Genomic DNA, 16,833 nt, shown 5'->3' with positions numbered 1-16,833 from the left:
TTAGTCTCGTCTTTCTTGAATCAGTCTCCAATCCACAAAGCCCTCTTGTAGGCCTTTTAGTAGTATTTCTGCAGTTCCCATATTTGTTGCCAGTGGCACTTGGTAAACATCACAAAGACGGATAAGTGCAGAAACATCCGGCTCATGTGGTTGTGCTGTTAAGGGGTCACGGAAGAAAATGACCATATCCATATCATTATTGGCAATCATTGCGCCAATTTGTTGATCCCCGCCAAGGGGACCCGAGCGAAAACGTGTAACCTCTAAGCTTGTAGCTTCCATAACACGTTGCCCTGTTGTACCTGTTGCATAAAGTGTATGTTCATTTAAAATATCACGGTAAGCGATAGCAAACTGTACTAGATTATCTTTTTTGCGATCATGTGCAATTAATGCGATTTTCATAAATTTTCCATCCGTTCTTTAGATGATGTTTTCTAAACCATAAACTAGCTGATCCATTTTCATAACTTCTTCTACACAAAATGCAACACCGGACATAAAGGAGTTACGATTTAATGAGTCATGACGGATTGTTAATAGTTGGCCGTCTCCTCCAAACAATACTTGCTGATGTGCCACTAAACCAGGTAAGCGAACAGAATGAATTCGCATACCATCAAAATCAGCCCCTCTTGCTCCTTCAATCGTTTCTTTTTCCTGTGGATGACCTTGCGTTTTTTGTGCTCGCACCTCTTGGATCAGTTGTGCTGTTTTGACACCAGTACCAGAAGGCGCATCCAACTTTTGGTCATGGTGCATTTCAATGATTTCTACATCTGGTAAGTATTTTGCTGCTTCTTTAGCAAATTTCATCATCAGGATTGCCCCAATTGCAAAGTTTGGTGCGATAATGCAGCCTAACTCCTTCTCATTAGCAAGTGCTGATAATTCTTCAAGCTGAGCATCTGTAAAACCAGTTGTGCCAATAACTGGTCGTACATTTAAATTTAAAGCCTCTTTTGTATGATTGTATACTGCATGTGGATTCGTTAAATCTACTAAAACGTCAGGGGCAGTCGCTTCTACTAGCTCGTTCATATCTGTAAATATTGGTGCTGTATAGCTTGCTGGGAACATTTCTAAATCAGCTAATGTCTGGCCAACCTCTTTATAATCTAGTACAGCTACTAACTCCATTTTGGCATGTTTCATAACTGTATGTACAGCTTCAGCTCCCATTTTTCCTCTAGGCCCTGCAATTGCTACACGAATCGACATTATTCCTCTTCCTTTCTTGTCCAGCGATCCTTATCTCTCGTTTCAAATTTATGTATGACGCGTAAAAGTGCCTCATCTAATTTTATACCTTGTGCATTAGCAAAGCATACTAAAACAAAGAAAAAGTCACCTAATTCTTCTTCAATACTATTCGTTTCTTCAGTGCTTTTTTTCTTTTTCTGTCCGTAAACGTCTTGCACTTCGCGTGACAATTCTCCAAGCTCCTCCGTTAAACGTGCGAGTAGTTCAAAAGGAGGGAAATAACCTTCCTTAAATTGCCCTATATAATCATCCACACGTTTTTGCAAGGCTTGCATCGTTATCTGTTCTGTCATCCAATATCACACTCCTATTTACCATCGTATAAAATTTACACCATTGTTGTCAAAAACAATAAAATGACAGATAATAAAATCACTACTTCATAGTTAGGAATTACAGGAGGTCTTATGTTTAAACAGATCAGAATTCGTAATATTATCGCAATAATGCTCGGAGCAGCCATTTTTAGCTTTGGTTTTGTACACTTTAACATGCAAAATCAGCTAGGTGAAGGTGGTTTTAGTGGGATTACCCTTGTTCTTTATTTTACACTAGGTTGGGATCCTGCATTACTTAATTTAATATTGAATATTCCAATGTTTATTTTAGGTTGGCGTCTACTTGGTAAAAAATCTTTTATTTACACATTAATAGGTACAATTTCAGTATCCATCTTCCTGAAAATCTTTCAGAAATATCAGTTCACAATTCACTTAGAGGATGATTTATTCCTCGTAGCATTGTTTGCGGGTGTTTTCGTTGGACTAGGGCTCGGTATTGTTTTCCGCTATGGTGGCACTACGGGCGGTGTGGATATATTAGCACGTCTAGGCCATAAATATCTAGGCTGGAGCATGGGGAAAACAATGTTCATGTTCGATGCTATTGTTATACTATTATCATGGCTAACATTTTTAGATGCGCGTTCTATGATGTATACGCTTGTCGCAGTGTTCGTAGGCGCACGCGTCATCGATTTTGTTCAAGACGGAGCCTATGCAGGGCGCGGAGCACTCATTATTTCGGAGAAGTCTAGCACAATTGCAGATTTGATTTCGTTACGTATGGAAAGAGGCGTGACGATTTTAGAAGGACATGGTCACTTTACTAAGCAGGCAAAAGAAGTGATATACTGCGTTGTTGGACGCAATGAAGTTGTACGTTTAAAATCAATTATCCATGAGGTCGATCCTCATGCCTTCGTCTCTATTTCTGAAGTTCGAGATGTTGCTGGAGAAGGCTTCACGCTCGACGATCAAAAACAACCATTACATTAAGAATAGGCAAAAGAGCAAAAGTGTTAGATTGATGGTAATTCAATCTAACACTTTTTGCTGCTAAACACGATATTGTACGCTACGGCGGTTGCTTTCAACAGGTTCATGGATTTCTATCGGCGGTCTCCCTTGTCCTACCGGCGATTCATGGACTTCTATCGGCGATTTCCCCTGTCCTACCGGCGATTCATAGACTTCTATCGGCGATTTCCCCTGCCCTACCGGCGATTTATCCCCACCTAGTTGTGGAGGTTTTCTGCTCATTATCATACAAATAAAAAAGCTTGTTATAGTGGTCATCCCACTATAACAAGTTTTTCTTAGTCGTCATTACGCATATTTGTAAAGATTAAAATTAATCGTAATAATTCTAAAACAGCTACTGCTGTAGCAGCTACATAAGTTAACGCAGCGGCACTTAACACTTTACGTGCTGGACGTTCCTCTTCATTCGTAATAATACCAAGTGAATTCATTTGCACAAGAGCACGCTTTGATGCGTCGAACTCAACTGGTAATGTTACTAATTGGAACACTACGCCTGCTGCTAATAAGACGATACCTAACAATAACATATTAGATAAACCTGAAAAAATCCCGATCATAACGAAAACCCAAGAGAAGCCAGATGAAAAATTCGCAACTGGAACTAGCTTACTACGTAAAGTAAGCATTGAATATGCCTCTTTATGCTGTATCGCATGGCCTACTTCGTGGGCAGCAACTGCTGCACCTGCTACACTTGCCTCATAAAAGTTACTTTCTGATAATGCGACTGTTTTTGTCGCAGGGTTGTAGTGATCAGATAACACACCTTGTGTTGGCACAACTCGCACATCGTACAAGCCGTTCGCATCTAAGATCGCCCTTGCTACCTCAGCACCAGTTTGTCCCTTCATGGTACGTTCCTTTGCAAACTTATTATACGTACCTTTTACCTTCATTTGAGCGTACAATGGCAGTAGCATAATAATCGCAAAATAAACAATATACATGCCTGTTGACAATTTTCTAACCCCTTTCTACCTCGATACTATAATTCTATAGAGATTTCCCTAATTGGGCAAATATTTGCGCCACCTAATTGAGAAAATAGCGATAAAAATACAAGCAATTGATAACCAAAAAGTAAAATATCCAATGGCACTTGTATATTCAGCTAAATCACGATACATTGGCATTTGCCCAAATACATAGTCTATGACATCATTATGCAATGTCCATACAGCTGCAACCACAACATGCCAATATGAAAATACATATTTACCGATGTAAAGGACGCCTTGGAATGCCATCGCAAAATGTGAGCCGATAAGCATCCAGCCTTGCCAGCCGATGTAGCCTGTTTCAACGAGAGTCCAGAGATTCATTACATCTGCCCAAATACCATATTTAACTAATGTGACAAGTGCTAACACTTCCATTAATGGCCATCTTTTTCCTAATATCCATGCCAACAGCACAAAACAAAAAAACAAACTAGCAGTCGGACTATCTGGTACAAAAATATAAAAAATCGGCTTCGTAATCGCTAATTGCCAGCCATACCAATAATAGCCGTAAATCGTTCCTAATAAGTTAATAAGTAGTAATACTATTAAAAATGTTTTATGCGTAAGGAGGTACCAAATATTTGCACGTGTCATTTGCATGATTAAAACTCCTTTACTATCCGTCCATACTAAGATGTCTTTTTCTTTAATTTTTATGTATTTTTTGGCGGCTAAGCCTGTATGGCACTTTTAAGTTACAACATGTGGCTCATTGCAAAATAAAGTTTTATCCATAGACTTTCCTAATTAATTATATCAAACCTATGTGCTAAATGTTTAATAAAAGCTAGAAAAAAAGAGTCAGTTTCCCGACTCTTTTTAACATTATTCAGCTTTTAAGCTTTCGATAAATTCAGCTAGCTTTTGTAGATCTTCATCAGATCCTGTCCATAAACCTGCTGGCATTTTACCACTTGGTGAACCATTGTGGGCAATGTCTTTAATTTCATCAGCTGTTAAGCCTGTATTCATAAGTGTTGGCGCACCAGCACCACCTTCTAAGCCTTCACCATGACATGTAATACATGCAGAGCCAGCATAGATTTGGTAACCTTCTGAGCCTTTATCGAACTCTACAGTTTCCACGATAGCACCTTGAATTTTTTGAGCTTCCCAGTCATGATTTACAACTGACTCCCAAGTTAAATAGAACATAGCAGCCAATGTTAATAACATAAACGCAGTTGGTAACGGGCGTTTAGACGGACGGCGTTCTGGACTCTTATCTAAAAATGGCATTAATAATAGCGCTCCAAATGCTAGACCTGGAATGACAATTGCTCCGATAACATTATATGGACCAGAAGCAAATGAGTATTTTAAGAGTTGGTACATGAATAAGAAGTACCAGTCCGGTAATGGCGTGTATGCTCTTGTTGGATCAGCTGGCCCTTCAAGTGGAGATGGGTGAGCGACTGTTAACAATAAATAAGCGATTAAGAAAACAGCACCTACCATCCATTCTTTTAGTAAGAAGTTCGGCCAGAAAGCTTCAGTTTTACCTGGATATTCGGAATAATCCTTTGGAACGTTCGGCATTCTGTGATTCGCTTTAATACGAGAATCGCCGACAAATTTCATTCCTTTTCCGCGATGCATAGTGTCCCCTCCTTTAAAAAATCATCGAACCGTCAAGAATTATTACAACGGCCCTGAAATTCCTTGACGTCGAATCATGATAAAGTGTGCTGCAAGTAACCCAAACAATACTGCAGGCAAGAAGAATACATGAATCGCAAAGAATCGTGTTAACGTTTGAGCACCAAGAATAGTACTGTCACCCGCTAATAATACTTTAATCATCGAACCAATAAATGGTACAGATGCCGCAATTTCGATACCTACTTTAGTAGCGAACAATGCTTTCATATCCCATGGTAATAAGTATCCTGTAAAGCCAAGACCCATCATTACACCAAAAATACCTACACCAACCATCCAGTTTAACTCACGAGGTTTCTTATAAGAACCCGTGAAGAATACACGAAGCGTATGTAAGAACATCATTACAATTACTAATGAAGCTCCCCAGTGGTGCATACCGCGTACGATTTCACCGAATGCTACTTCGTTTTGTAAATAATAAACTGATTTCCAAGCATTCACGACGTCTGGTACATAGTACATTGTTAAGAACATACCAGATAGAATTTGAATTACTGTGATGAAAAATGTTAATCCACCGAAGCAGTAAACGAATGCTGAAAAATGGTGTGCAGGGTTCACGTGCTCTGGCACTTCGTGGTCGGCAATATCACGCCAAATCGGTGTAATATCTAATCGTTCATCGACCCAATCATAAATTTTGTTTAGCACTGAATTCGTACCCCCTTACAAATTAAACTAGAGTATTTGCTCTTGCTGGACCAATCATTAAATAACCATCTTTTTCTTGTACTTCAAATTCATCCAACGGACCTAGAGGCGGTGTACCTGCAATGTTTTTCCCGTTTTTCTCGTAACGCCCTGCATGACAAGGACAGAAGAATTGATTTGGGTGTGCTGAATCGCCATTCCAGTCCACCATACATCCTAAATGCTTACAAACAGGTGATAGAGCAATTATTTGGTCGCCTTCTTTGTAAACCCAAGCTACGTTTGTAACATTAGATTTGTACCAAGCGTCAACTTGTTCAAATGTGAAGTCAACTTTAACTGGCTCTGCATTGATGTCAGCGACTTTATGTTCGGTTTTGATAAAATCCCCACCCTCATGCTTTTGTAAAACTGGGTCAATTGCAAAACGAACCATTGGCATCAACATACCTGCCGCCATAAATCCGCCAACACCAGTAAGTGTGTAGCTTAGAAATTGACGACGTGAAACTCGATTGTTACTCATCCTTTTCCCCCCTCTAACTTTAAAGGTCAGTCCAACGGACATACTTTTACAAATAGTAATACTAGGACATATCTATGATATATCAAGTCCATAGCTTGGTCAATATAGCATTCTGTGGAAACCTGGAGAATGTGAACATTTATTGAAACAAATTGCTAAATTTGTGACCATTTGGTCGAAAATGCAGGTATTACTTGACGTAACTGATCTTCGAGAATGGTATTTTTCACGCTCATATCCATGGATTCTAGTGGAATAGCCGGTAACCAAATAATATTTACAACATCTCCAATATTTGTCCAAAAATGGTCACAAGTAATGAAGAACACATGCTTAAAGCCAGCAGTATGTAATTGTGTTTCTAATTGCACTGGCATTTCTTCGCTTTTTAAAGCAGTACTATACGAAAATGGTGGCATGACTAGTAAGCGGCCTTTAAACTGTTGTTCGATAAAAGCTGTAAGCGATAACAAAAAATCTGATTCTGCACCACTTTGCTTCAATTTTTCAGCACTAAAATCGATTCCTACGAGTGGAATAATTGCCGTATCGATAAAATCCTTCTGCGCTAAAAACGATGTCACATCGTTAGCATTAAAATACATCCAATACCCCCCCTACTGTTACAAATATAAAAATGCCCTTTTCCACTCTTTTATAGGATAACCAATAAAAAGTGAAAACAATCATTCACTAGTCATGTTACCATATAGAGGTGGATAAAGGGCATTCAATTTTTACCTATTGACTTAAGACTATTGTAAATTAGCAGTTTCTTTTAAAACTTGTAACAAATTAGACAATTCATAAAATCGTTCTTCATCGCCTTTATCTAATGCTTCATCAATTTGTGCAAGTAATTTTTCTTCTTGGAATACGAGTAAACTATTGGAAAGTAACTCTTCTGCCAGTAAACGGTCTTTTTCACTAACAATTAATGTTTCTGGCATATAAGGGTTTTCTTCAAGAACTGCTAAGTATTGTGCACTTGGCGGTATATTTGGAAAGTTCAGTTGTATATACATATCTTCTTGTTCATGTAAACGTAAGTCATGGAACGATTTTTCAGCATCTGCTGTCATCACATTGCCTTTATAAAAACGAAATGGTACACCTGTTGAGTCTACTGTAGACATCACCATAGCTCTAGGACAATAGTGCGCTTCTTCTACAAACCGTATTCGTTTTAACAACTCATCATTACTTAATAAGTAATTTAAAATCCATACACACTCACGACGTTTTAATTGGTAATTTTTCAAAAACCAGCGAACAAATGCTTTTTTATCGACAACTGATACAGAAGCAGTCATACCCACTCCCTCCTTTACTCTAATTCTAAGCCTTCTAACATCTCTTGCCATTGTGGTTCACCTGGTTGAAGCTTGATTAAATGACCGAGAACTTCTTTAACTTCTGAACGCTTGCCTTCTTCTAATAAGAAATAAACATATTTTTCCAAAAATGCTGCGTCTTCCTTAAAATCAGTATATGCCAAACGGTAAAATTCGTATGCACGGTCGTACAATTCTAAATTTGCATATGCGTCTGCAGCGTAAGGATATAAAGTTATCCATTCAAAATCATTTTTTTGTAATGTCTCAAATAATTCAACGACATCTTCATAGCGTTCTTGTTGCGTAAATACGGAAATAAGCGTTAGCACGGCTTCCATATACTCAGGATCTAACGCAACTGCTTCTCGTAAATAATTTTCTGCATCTTCTGGCAAAGCGTTTTTTAATGCCATTTTACCAGCAAATAAGAATAATGATTTATCGTACTCATCGCGCTTCAAGCCTTCTTTAATAGCTGCATAAGCTTTTTTATTGTCCTCTGTCATGGCATAGCTTTCCGCTAGCAATAAATAAGCTGAGAAATAGTCAGGGTCTAATTCTTTTAAGTCTTCTAATTGCTTAATCGCCAATTCATATTTTTGCGATTGGAACGCAGCATATGCAGCACCAAATAAAGTATCTGGCTTCACTTCGTCATCTAGAGCTGCTAAATAATAGTCTAAAGCTGTTTCATAGGCAGCGCCCGCACGATATACTTCAGCTAGTCGTTCAACGAGACTGATGCCTGCAAATTCCTCTTGTTGCTCATGTAATTCTTCGTAAAGGCGCGCAGCCTCTAGAAAACGTCCTGTCTCAAATAATAACTCTGCTTTAGCAAAATGTAGTAGTGGCTCATCAGGTAAGATCGCTAACGCCTCGTTAATGCGCTTTTCTGCCACTTCAAATAAACCTTGCATTTGATAATAATCGGCTAGCACTAGTAATGCTTGCGGATATTCTGGGGCTGTATCTTCGACTGCTAACAACATGTCTAATGCCTCGTCCTCATCACCAAGCTCCATTAAGACGTTGGCACGGTCAATTTTTAGTTGTGCCTCCTCTGGGAATAAAAATTGCAGATGCTCCAGTACACGGTCCGCTTCTTTCATGTAACCATATTGCATAAAAACTTCCGCTAGTGCGTATATTTCCTCAGGTAATTCCTTCATTAAAAAAGATTCTAGAAGCTGATCTATTAAAGCTAAATCCCCTTGCTCAAGTGCTTGCATCATTTCCGTCATTGCATTATTCACAGTCATTCACCTATTCTTTCATGTATATCTTTATGCTACAAAATATTTTCTTTTGAAACAAGAAAAAACTCCCCAAACGGATTGGGGAGTCAAGTGTTGACTATTTCTTCACAGACTCAACATGCTCGAAAAACGACGGATAGGAAACAGCGATGCATTCTGCATCGTCTAATGTCACTGCCCCATCCGTTATTAACGCTGCCACAGCGCCCATCATACCGATACGGTGATCCCCGTATGTTTTCAGGCTTGCCCCATATAATGGCGTTGGTCCTTCGATAATCATACCATCCTCAGTTGCTTCAATATGAGCACCTAGTTTTTTCAGCTCATCCACCACGGCAGTAATGCGATCCGTTTCTTTGACCTTGAGCTCCTCAGCATCCTTGATAATTGTTTTACCGTGAGCCTGTGTTGCTAAAAGTGCAAGAATTGGAATTTCGTCGATTAATCTCGGAATCATATTCCCTTGAATAATAGTTCCGTTTAACGTAGACGTTTCAACAGTAATTGCTGCAGTTGGCTCAGATTGACCGTCTTCATTAGCTACTATTGTTATAGAAGCTCCCATGTTCTGAAGAACTTCTATAATACCGTCACGCGTTGGATTCACCCCAACATTTTCTAAGACAATTTTACTATCATGACAAATTGCACCTGCTACTAAGAAAAATGCTGCAGATGAAATATCGCCTGGCACTGACACATGTGTACCTGAAAGTGTTTGTCCGCCTTCAAAAGTAATTACCCCATCTGCTACAGTTATTTGCGCCCCAAATTGACGTAGCATACGCTCAGTATGGTCACGGGACACCTCTGTTTCACGTACAATTGTTGTACCTTGCGCACGTAAAGCTGCTAGTAAAATAGCTGATTTCACTTGTGCACTGGCAACAGGCATTTGATAGTCAATAGCTTGTAGCTTTGTACCTTGTATGGCAAGTGGTGTATATTGTCCATCCGCACGACCTGTAATGTGAGCACCCATTTGACGTAATGGATCAATCACACGTCGCATCGGACGTTTACCGATAGATGCATCTCCTGTCATCACGCTATGTACTTTGGAGCCAGCTAAAATCCCGAGCATTAAGCGTGTTGTTGTACCAGAGTTCCCTGTGTAAAGCACCTCGCTAGGTTCCTGCCAAGCTTCCATACCAGCGCTTTCGATTGTTACATTTGTACCGTCCACATCAATCTTCACACCAAGCTTGCGGAAACAATCAATAGTGCTTAAACAATCTTCACCAAGTAAAAAGCCGTCAACCGTTGTTTTCCCTGTTGCAATCGCCCCAAACATGACAGAACGATGTGAAACAGATTTATCACCAGGGATTGTTAATAGCCCTTGTAAAGATGGTTTATTATATTGTAATACTTTTTCACTCATAATTATCTCTCGCCTCCATATGAAGATAGAAAGCGCCGATATATCGACGCTTTCTTCATTGTATTTAGCCATTCATCGCCTCTTATGAGACGTTAATGCACTAATCTATGAAATATACGTTTCAAAGTTTGCTCGCTTTTGAATACATGCTGCGGCACGTTCACGATCACTTTCACTTTGCAGGCTAATCACAAGAATACCGAAAACATCTTCACGTGATTCTACAATTCGTAAATTTGTAATGCTAATTGCTTCATCTGCTAGTAGGCCTGTTACCTCAGAAATTACCCCTGGATAGTCAGGAACATCTACGTACAAGTCAAACGAAGTAAACATTGCTCCAGCACTAATTGGCAATTCATCACGTAGCTCTTTAGCAATAGCGAAATAACTTTCAATGTCTGCTGAGCTACCATTTAATAGCAGTTCCTTGACCCGATCCATTTCAGTTTGCCAGCCTTCAAGCTGTGCTACTAATTCATCACGATTTTGAAGTGTAATATCACGCCACAAAATCGGATTAGAGGATGCAATACGTGTCACATCTCTGAACCCCCCTGCTGCAAGTGAGCGTGTCATTGGGTATTCACCATTTTCCCCGCCTAATTGATGCACAAGGGATGCAGCAATAACATGCGGAAAGTGACTCACTACAGCCGTCATATGATCGTGCTCACGTGCGGATACACTAACAACTTTGGCATGTGTGAATTTTAAAAGGCTTTCTAGCTGAGCCATATTAATAATTTCTTCGCCTGCGAGTGGTGTCAGCATATAATACGCATTTTCGAAAAGATGCGCTTTGGCAGCTAATACACCACTTTTATGAGAGCCTGCCATCGGGTGTCCACCGATAAACGTAATACCAAGCTCACGTAGCTCCCCGGCTTTTTGCATAATCATTTTTTTCGTACTACCTGTATCTGTTACAATAACTTTATTTTTTAACGACCATGTTTTTAATTGTTCCATCCACTCGAGCGTAGCGTTGACAGGCGTTCCAAAAATAATGATATCTACCTCTGCTGCAACATCTTTTGGATCTGTCACAATATCATGAACAATGTTTAATGTTTTGGCATGTTCACGGGTTTTTTCATCCATATCATAGCCAATAATTTTAGTTTCAGGTGCCTTTTGTAAGGCAAGAGCAATCGAGCCCCCAATTAAGCCTAAACCAATAACGAGCACTTTGCGTGTCATGCAATAACCCCTTGTTCTTTTAACACTTCTTCAAGATGCTCTAATAATGCTGCATTTTGTGCTTCCGTACCAATTGTTACACGGATAAAACCTGGCGCACCTAGAGCATTACCGCTACGAATAATAAAACCACGCTTCATAAGCTCTTGGAAAACAACATCACTATCAGCATTCGTGTTAAAGAAAATAAAGTTTGTATCAGATGGGTAGTATTTCAAATTATGCTTTTCACAAAAATCAACGTATTGTTTTTTACCTATTTCATTTGCTGCACAGCAAGTTTTTAAAAAGTCTTGATCACTTAATGCAATCGCCGCTACAGCTTGACTTAAAATTGTATTATTGAACGGTGCACGTACTGGATCCAGTTTTGAAATGACTTCTGGTTGACCAATTGCATAGCCTACTCGGAATGCGGCAAGACCGTATGCTTTAGAAAATGTGCGCATTAATATCACATTTGGATACTCATCAATTAAAGGTAGCGTTTCTTTATGACCTGGATGCGTCACATATTCGATATACGCTTCATCTAAAACTACAAGCACATCGCTTGGTACTTTCGCTAAAAATGCACGTAAATCTGTATCTGCAATGACTACACCTGTTGGATTATTCGGACTACATACCCACACAATAGAAGTATGTTCATCAATAGCTGCTGCCATTGCGTCTAAGTCGTGTGCACCTTCAATACAAGGAATTTTACGAACTTCCGCACCTTCAATTTCAGCATTATGAATGTATTGTGAGAATGATGGATCTGCCATGACTGTATTCACACCTGGATACAACAGAGCACGAGTAAGAATTGCAATTATATCATCTGAACCATTTCCAAAAAGAAGCTGTGTTTCTTTGACACCAACATGTTTTGCCACAGCTGAACGTAAATTTTGTGCATAGCCGTCTGGATAGATTGCATAGTTTACTGCACTATTTTGTAAATATGCTGTTACCTTAGGTGAGCAACCAAATGGGTTTTCATTTGATGCTAACTTTACGACTTCTTGTAAGCCAAATTCACGTTGTACTTCTTCAATTGGTTTACCTGGCTTATATGCTTGCATACCGTCCAATTGTTGTTTCCATTTCATCTCAAACATCTCCTCTTATTATTTAGCTTGGGCTAAATCTGGTCTTAATTTCACAGCATCATTTAAATAAATATGCTGAACATCTTTTTGTGCCATTTCCACATTCGCATGGATTAAAACACGAATACATAATGGCAGGGCATCTGGCACATCCATTTCATGCATACACATAACAGGGACATACTGCCAGCCGTCCATTAACCTTACAGCACGTGCTGGAAACGCCGATGTAATATCTGGTGTCGTTGAAATAACGATTGATGCAATATCTTCTATCTCCACATGATTTGCTGCCACAACCTCACGCACTAATCTCGCTGTCTCATCCCATACAAGCTCTGGCTTGTCCAATTCAATTGTAATTGCACCTCTAAGTCCACGAATCATACAAGCACCTCCGCTAATAGCTGTCGGAATTCAGCATCTACCTCTTTGCATTCTGCTAACTCAATTGGTCGCACAAAAGGCTTCCCAATTTCTTCGAGTAACACAAATTGTAGGACACCGTATTCCGCTTTTTTATCTTTTAATAAATAGTCTGTTAATTGTTCAAATGTATAATCATTCACCGCACCAAAAGGATAGTCATTATTCAGCGCAAAACGTAAAAATGCTGTTGTGAATTCACGATCCAACTTACCATATCGTTCACTTAATAATAGACAATACACAAGACCAATCATCACCGCTTCACCATGTGCAACTTTCCCATAACCCGCAGCTGCTTCTATTGCATGGCCATATGTATGACCCAAATTTAAATATTTGCGCACTGACTGCTCTGTTTCATCCTCAGACACAATTTTCGCCTTTACTTCAATGCCAGCTTTTAAATGTTTGGCTAATTCAGATGTACTAAAATGGATAACTGAATCTGCAGCCATTAGCTCTTGAAGCCAAATGGCATTTGATATCATCGCATGCTTAATGACCTCTGCTGTACCTGAACGCACTTCACGCTCAGGTAAGCTTTCTGTAAAGACTGTATCGTAAATTACCCCTTCTGGTTGATAGAACGCACCAATCATATTTTTGCCTAGTGGATGGTTAATAGCTGTTTTACCGCCTACTGCTGAGTCATGCGCTAAAATCGTCGTTGGTATTTGGATAAAGGGCACTCCACGCATATATGTAGCTGCAACAAAGCCTGTTAAATCTCCAACTGCGCCTCCACCAAATGCAAAAATAAATGATTTACGTGAACATTTTTGTTCAAGCAAGAAAGTTTGTGCTGCATTGTATTGTTCAAATGTTTTACAAGCCTCACCACCTGGTAGCACAAATACCTCAAACGCATATGGGAAATTCCCCTTGAAATATTCCCCTTGGGCTGCCCACACATTGGCATCTGTAAAAACAATAAGCTTATCTGCTTTTTGCAGTTTATCATCAAATGTTTTTACTGCTTCGGCTAAAAAATTATGCCCAAGCACTACCTCATATTGATGTGATTTTGTTGCTACTGGTACACGCATATATTAAAACTCCTTTGCGTAACGGCGTTGTTCTTCAATTTGTGCTTTTAATTGTGGTAGTTGGTCTCCATGAAATTGGTCCATAATTGCGTTGGCAATTTCCCAGGCAATAACATGTTCAGCTACGACTGAAGCTGCTGGTACTGCACAGCTGTCTGAACGTTCTACGCTTGCTTTAAACGGTTCTTTTGTCTCTATATCAATACTTTGCAAAGGTTTATATAATGTTGGAATTGGCTTCATAACACCTCGAACAACAATCGGCATGCCTGTAGACATTCCGCCTTCTAAGCCGCCAAGGCGATTCGTAGCACGAGTATAGCCATGCTCTTGGGACCAAATGATTTCGTCATGTACTTCTGAACCTTTACGGCGAGCCATTTCAAAACCAATACCAAATTCAACACCTTTAAAAGCATTAATAGACAACATTGCTGCTGCTAATTTTGCATCTAGTTTACGGTCGTAATGAACATAAGATCCAATACCAGCTGGCATACCTTCAACGATTACTTCAACAACACCGCCAATAGAATCGCCTGCTTTTTTCGCTTCATCGATTGCCTCAACCATTTTTGCTGAAGCAACAGGATCTACACAGTAGCAAGGATCTGCTTCGACGATTGTGCGAATTTCATCTACAGTCTTTCCTTCAATTACAGACGTGTCTGCTTTAATGCCTACGATTTCCGTTACATGTGACACAATTGAAATACCGAGCTCATTTAATAATGCTTTCGCAACAGCCCCTACTGCAACACGGACAGTCGTTTCACGTGCAGAAGAACGTTCTAAAACATTTCGTAAATCTCGATGGCCATATTTCATGCCTCCTACTAAATCAGCATGTCCTGGACGTGGACGTGAAATTTGACGTTTAATATCATCAGGATTAACATCATCTGCTAATGGTTCCGCGCCCATAATTTTCGTCCAATGCTTCCAGTCATCATTTGTGACAACTAACGCGACAGGAGAGCCAAGTGTTTGTCCGTGGCGAACACCACCTACTATTTCTACTGTATCCGTTTCGATTTGCATACGACGACCACGGCCATGACCTCCTTGGCGACGTTTTAAATCATGGTTAATTTTTTCTGCTGTTATTGGTAAAAGTGACGGTAAACCCTCAATTATTGTAGTTAATTGCGGTCCGTGTGATTCTCCTGCTGTTAAGTAACGCATAAACGCTTTCTCCCTTCAACTCGCTAAAGTATGTATTTTTCACTATAACATATATTCTCTAAAAAAACAGTCCTTTTGCAAATGTCATAGCACGTATTCATAAATCAATAAAGATAGACAGCATAGCATTATATGCGAATATTCTGAACGATTTATTTAAAAAAAGAGGTTTTTTTAACTACTTAAGTGCCACACAATAAGTCCAAGATTTTTTAACGTGAAACCGATTTACTTTAATAAAAAATACGCTTTTTGCTTATGCAAGCGAAAAGCGTACGGTCATCTATGTCTAGTGTCTTGGCAATTTATGTACGTGACAGTCATCTTATTTACTGTACGAAAGCTTTTCATCATTTAATTAATTATTTTTTTCGATAGAAGAATGTATCCTCTACTTCAAATTCGTAACGAGATGGATTAAAAATTTGCTCCGTTGATCCTACAAATAATATGCCATCTTGTCGTAATGCTTTACTGAAGTTCGCATATATTTGATCCTTTGCTTCTTCCGTAAAGTATATCATAACATTTCTACACACGATTAGATCATAATGAGAATCGTAATGATCGTTAAGCAGATTATGCTTTTTAAATGTGACACAGCGCTTAATTTCATCTTTAACTCGGTAGAAGTTTCCTTCTTGCTCAAAATACTTTGCTTGAATATCTTTTGGCACCTCTGCTAAAGAACGCTCCGGATAAACACCTAGCTTTGCCTTTTGAATTACATTTTCATCTAAATCAGTGGCGATTATTTGAATTTGCGATAATGGTACTAATTGCGATAATACCATTGCTAATGAATATGGCTCTTCTCCAGTTGAACATGCAGCACTCCAAATTTTCAAACGCTTGTTGGATTGTAGTAACTTCGGGAAAATTTTCTTTTGTAATACTTCCCAGCGCTTTCCATTTCGATAAAACTCAGACACATTAATCGTCATTCGATCTAAAAACTCATTCATCAAATCACGATCTTGCTCGAGTGCTTTTAGAAAATCAACAAAATTACGATATCCCTTTTTCTCGTAGAGTGAGGTCAATCGTCTTTTCATTTGCGCTTCTTTATATAACGCTAAATCAATTCCAGTTTTGCGCTTAATACCTTCAACAAATTGTTCATAATCAGACATACAGTCATCTTCCCCTCTAGCGTCGTATTTCCATTATAGCGGAAAAATGCCTTTACTGAAATAGTCTTTCCTTGTATTCAATGTTACTTTGTCGTATTTTTCTTTTCTTCTAGTAGTAGCACTTTCGAATGTTCTAATTCTAGTCGTAATTTTTCTGTTTCTTTTGTATATGATTCCAATCTTAGCTTTTCTAATTCAACTTCTTGTTCAATTGTTTTTAATTTTAATTTTTGCCCTTTTGTACGTGCATCGGTAAATATTCCAGCTAAAGCGACCATAATGCCGCCAATAATAGCAACAATAGCAATTTCCATTTTTTCTCTTCC

21 protein-coding genes are annotated in these 16,833 nt (G+C 39.0%); 1 reads left to right on the top strand and 20 read right to left on the bottom strand.

All coding sequences use genetic code 11. The annotated features are described in order from the left end of the window. From mgsA to ACIQXW_RS03510, 3 genes are read right to left on the bottom strand one after another with little or no spacing between them, the layout of a single operon-like run. Positions 1-405, bottom strand: coding sequence for a methylglyoxal synthase (gene mgsA, locus ACIQXW_RS03520; protein ID WP_340825186.1), 405 nt, complete (start codon positions 403-405; stop codon positions 1-3). Positions 406-423: 18 nt separating this feature from the next. After that, positions 424-1,221 (bottom strand): 4-hydroxy-tetrahydrodipicolinate reductase, encoded by a 798-nt coding sequence (dapB, locus tag ACIQXW_RS03515; RefSeq protein ID WP_340825187.1) that lies wholly within the window; start codon positions 1,219-1,221, stop codon positions 424-426. Beyond that, the gene (locus ACIQXW_RS03510; protein WP_024364257.1) at positions 1,221-1,556 is read right to left on the bottom strand and encodes a nucleotide pyrophosphohydrolase; all 336 of its coding nucleotides are present in this window, start codon (positions 1,554-1,556) and stop codon (positions 1,221-1,223) included. Before ACIQXW_RS03510 ends, dapB begins: the two co-directional genes overlap by 1 nt. 114 nt (positions 1,557-1,670) lie before the next feature. Here ACIQXW_RS03510 and ACIQXW_RS03505 point away from each other — a divergent pair, with 114 nt between their 5' ends. Continuing rightward, a complete protein-coding gene (locus ACIQXW_RS03505) occupies positions 1,671-2,540 on the top strand; it encodes a YitT family protein (RefSeq protein WP_402759918.1) in 870 nt (289 codons plus the stop codon). A gap of 60 nt (positions 2,541-2,600) precedes the next feature. Here the strand turns inward: ACIQXW_RS03505 and ACIQXW_RS03500 are convergent, their stop codons facing one another. The 17 genes from ACIQXW_RS03500 to ACIQXW_RS03420 form a co-directional block, all read right to left on the bottom strand. Further along, positions 2,601-2,804: a hypothetical protein gene (locus ACIQXW_RS03500; RefSeq protein ID WP_402759916.1), complete on the bottom strand. Its 204-nt coding sequence runs from the start codon at positions 2,802-2,804 to the stop codon at positions 2,601-2,603. A 56-nt stretch (positions 2,805-2,860) separates the two neighbouring features. Next, a complete protein-coding gene (locus ACIQXW_RS03495; protein ID WP_483869805.1) occupies positions 2,861-3,535 on the bottom strand; it encodes a zinc metallopeptidase in 675 nt (224 codons plus the stop codon). A gap of 60 nt (positions 3,536-3,595) precedes the next feature. Continuing rightward, positions 3,596-4,192: a lipoprotein heptaprenylglyceryl N-acetyltransferase LhaT gene (gene lhaT / locus ACIQXW_RS03490; protein ID WP_340825189.1), complete on the bottom strand. Its 597-nt coding sequence runs from the start codon at positions 4,190-4,192 to the stop codon at positions 3,596-3,598. A gap of 225 nt (positions 4,193-4,417) precedes the next feature. Further along, entirely contained in the window at positions 4,418-5,191 is a 774-nt protein-coding gene (locus ACIQXW_RS03485; RefSeq protein ID WP_340825191.1) for a menaquinol-cytochrome c reductase cytochrome b/c subunit, read from the bottom strand. A 42-nt stretch (positions 5,192-5,233) separates the two neighbouring features. Further along, entirely contained in the window at positions 5,234-5,908 is a 675-nt protein-coding gene (qcrB, locus tag ACIQXW_RS03480; protein WP_024364262.1) for a menaquinol-cytochrome c reductase cytochrome b subunit, read from the bottom strand. Between the two features lie 22 nt (positions 5,909-5,930). Next, the gene (locus ACIQXW_RS03475; protein ID WP_340825192.1) at positions 5,931-6,434 is read right to left on the bottom strand and encodes a Rieske (2Fe-2S) protein; all 504 of its coding nucleotides are present in this window, start codon (positions 6,432-6,434) and stop codon (positions 5,931-5,933) included. A 155-nt stretch (positions 6,435-6,589) separates the two neighbouring features. Beyond that, positions 6,590-7,039, bottom strand: a complete 450-nt coding sequence (locus tag ACIQXW_RS03470) for a DUF2487 family protein (RefSeq protein WP_340825193.1) — start codon at positions 7,037-7,039, stop codon at positions 6,590-6,592. 150 nt (positions 7,040-7,189) lie between these two features. Then, positions 7,190-7,747: a ReoY family proteolytic degradation factor gene (locus ACIQXW_RS03465; protein ID WP_024364265.1), complete on the bottom strand. Its 558-nt coding sequence runs from the start codon at positions 7,745-7,747 to the stop codon at positions 7,190-7,192. A 14-nt stretch (positions 7,748-7,761) separates the two neighbouring features. Continuing rightward, a complete protein-coding gene (locus ACIQXW_RS03460) occupies positions 7,762-9,030 on the bottom strand; it encodes a tetratricopeptide repeat protein (protein ID WP_402759910.1) in 1,269 nt (422 codons plus the stop codon). A 94-nt stretch (positions 9,031-9,124) separates the two neighbouring features. Beyond that, positions 9,125-10,414 (bottom strand): 3-phosphoshikimate 1-carboxyvinyltransferase, encoded by a 1,290-nt coding sequence (gene aroA, locus ACIQXW_RS03455; protein ID WP_402759908.1) that lies wholly within the window; start codon positions 10,412-10,414, stop codon positions 9,125-9,127. Between the two features lie 105 nt (positions 10,415-10,519). Next, entirely contained in the window at positions 10,520-11,617 is a 1,098-nt protein-coding gene (locus ACIQXW_RS03450; RefSeq protein ID WP_402759905.1) for a prephenate dehydrogenase, read from the bottom strand. Further along, on the bottom strand, positions 11,614-12,714 hold the full coding sequence (hisC, locus tag ACIQXW_RS03445) for a histidinol-phosphate transaminase (RefSeq protein WP_402759903.1): 1,101 nt from the start codon (positions 12,712-12,714) through the stop codon (positions 11,614-11,616). Before hisC ends, ACIQXW_RS03450 begins: the two co-directional genes overlap by 4 nt. 18 nt (positions 12,715-12,732) lie before the next feature. Next, the gene (gene aroH / locus ACIQXW_RS03440; RefSeq protein WP_340825201.1) at positions 12,733-13,101 is read right to left on the bottom strand and encodes a chorismate mutase; all 369 of its coding nucleotides are present in this window, start codon (positions 13,099-13,101) and stop codon (positions 12,733-12,735) included. Continuing rightward, on the bottom strand, positions 13,098-14,189 hold the full coding sequence (aroB, locus tag ACIQXW_RS03435; RefSeq protein ID WP_402759899.1) for a 3-dehydroquinate synthase: 1,092 nt from the start codon (positions 14,187-14,189) through the stop codon (positions 13,098-13,100). The genes aroH and aroB overlap by 4 nt, the downstream gene beginning before the upstream one ends. A gap of 3 nt (positions 14,190-14,192) precedes the next feature. Further along, positions 14,193-15,374, bottom strand: coding sequence for a chorismate synthase (gene aroC / locus ACIQXW_RS03430; RefSeq protein WP_340825203.1), 1,182 nt, complete (start codon positions 15,372-15,374; stop codon positions 14,193-14,195). A gap of 362 nt (positions 15,375-15,736) precedes the next feature. Beyond that, entirely contained in the window at positions 15,737-16,507 is a 771-nt protein-coding gene (locus tag ACIQXW_RS03425; RefSeq protein WP_340825204.1) for a CheR family methyltransferase, read from the bottom strand. Between the two features lie 83 nt (positions 16,508-16,590). Further along, positions 16,591-16,821 carry a hypothetical protein gene (locus ACIQXW_RS03420; protein ID WP_340825205.1) on the bottom strand — a complete coding sequence of 77 codons (231 nt, stop codon included), beginning with the start codon at positions 16,819-16,821 and terminating at the stop codon, positions 16,591-16,593. Between the last annotated feature and the right edge of the window lie 12 nt (positions 16,822-16,833).

The sequence above is a fragment of the Lysinibacillus sp. NPDC097162 genome, assembly GCF_044762185.1.
Classification (GTDB): domain Bacteria; phylum Bacillota; class Bacilli; order Bacillales_A; family Planococcaceae; genus Lysinibacillus.
Note: the sequence above shows the minus strand (reverse complement) of the source record. Positions and strands in the feature narration are given on the sequence as shown.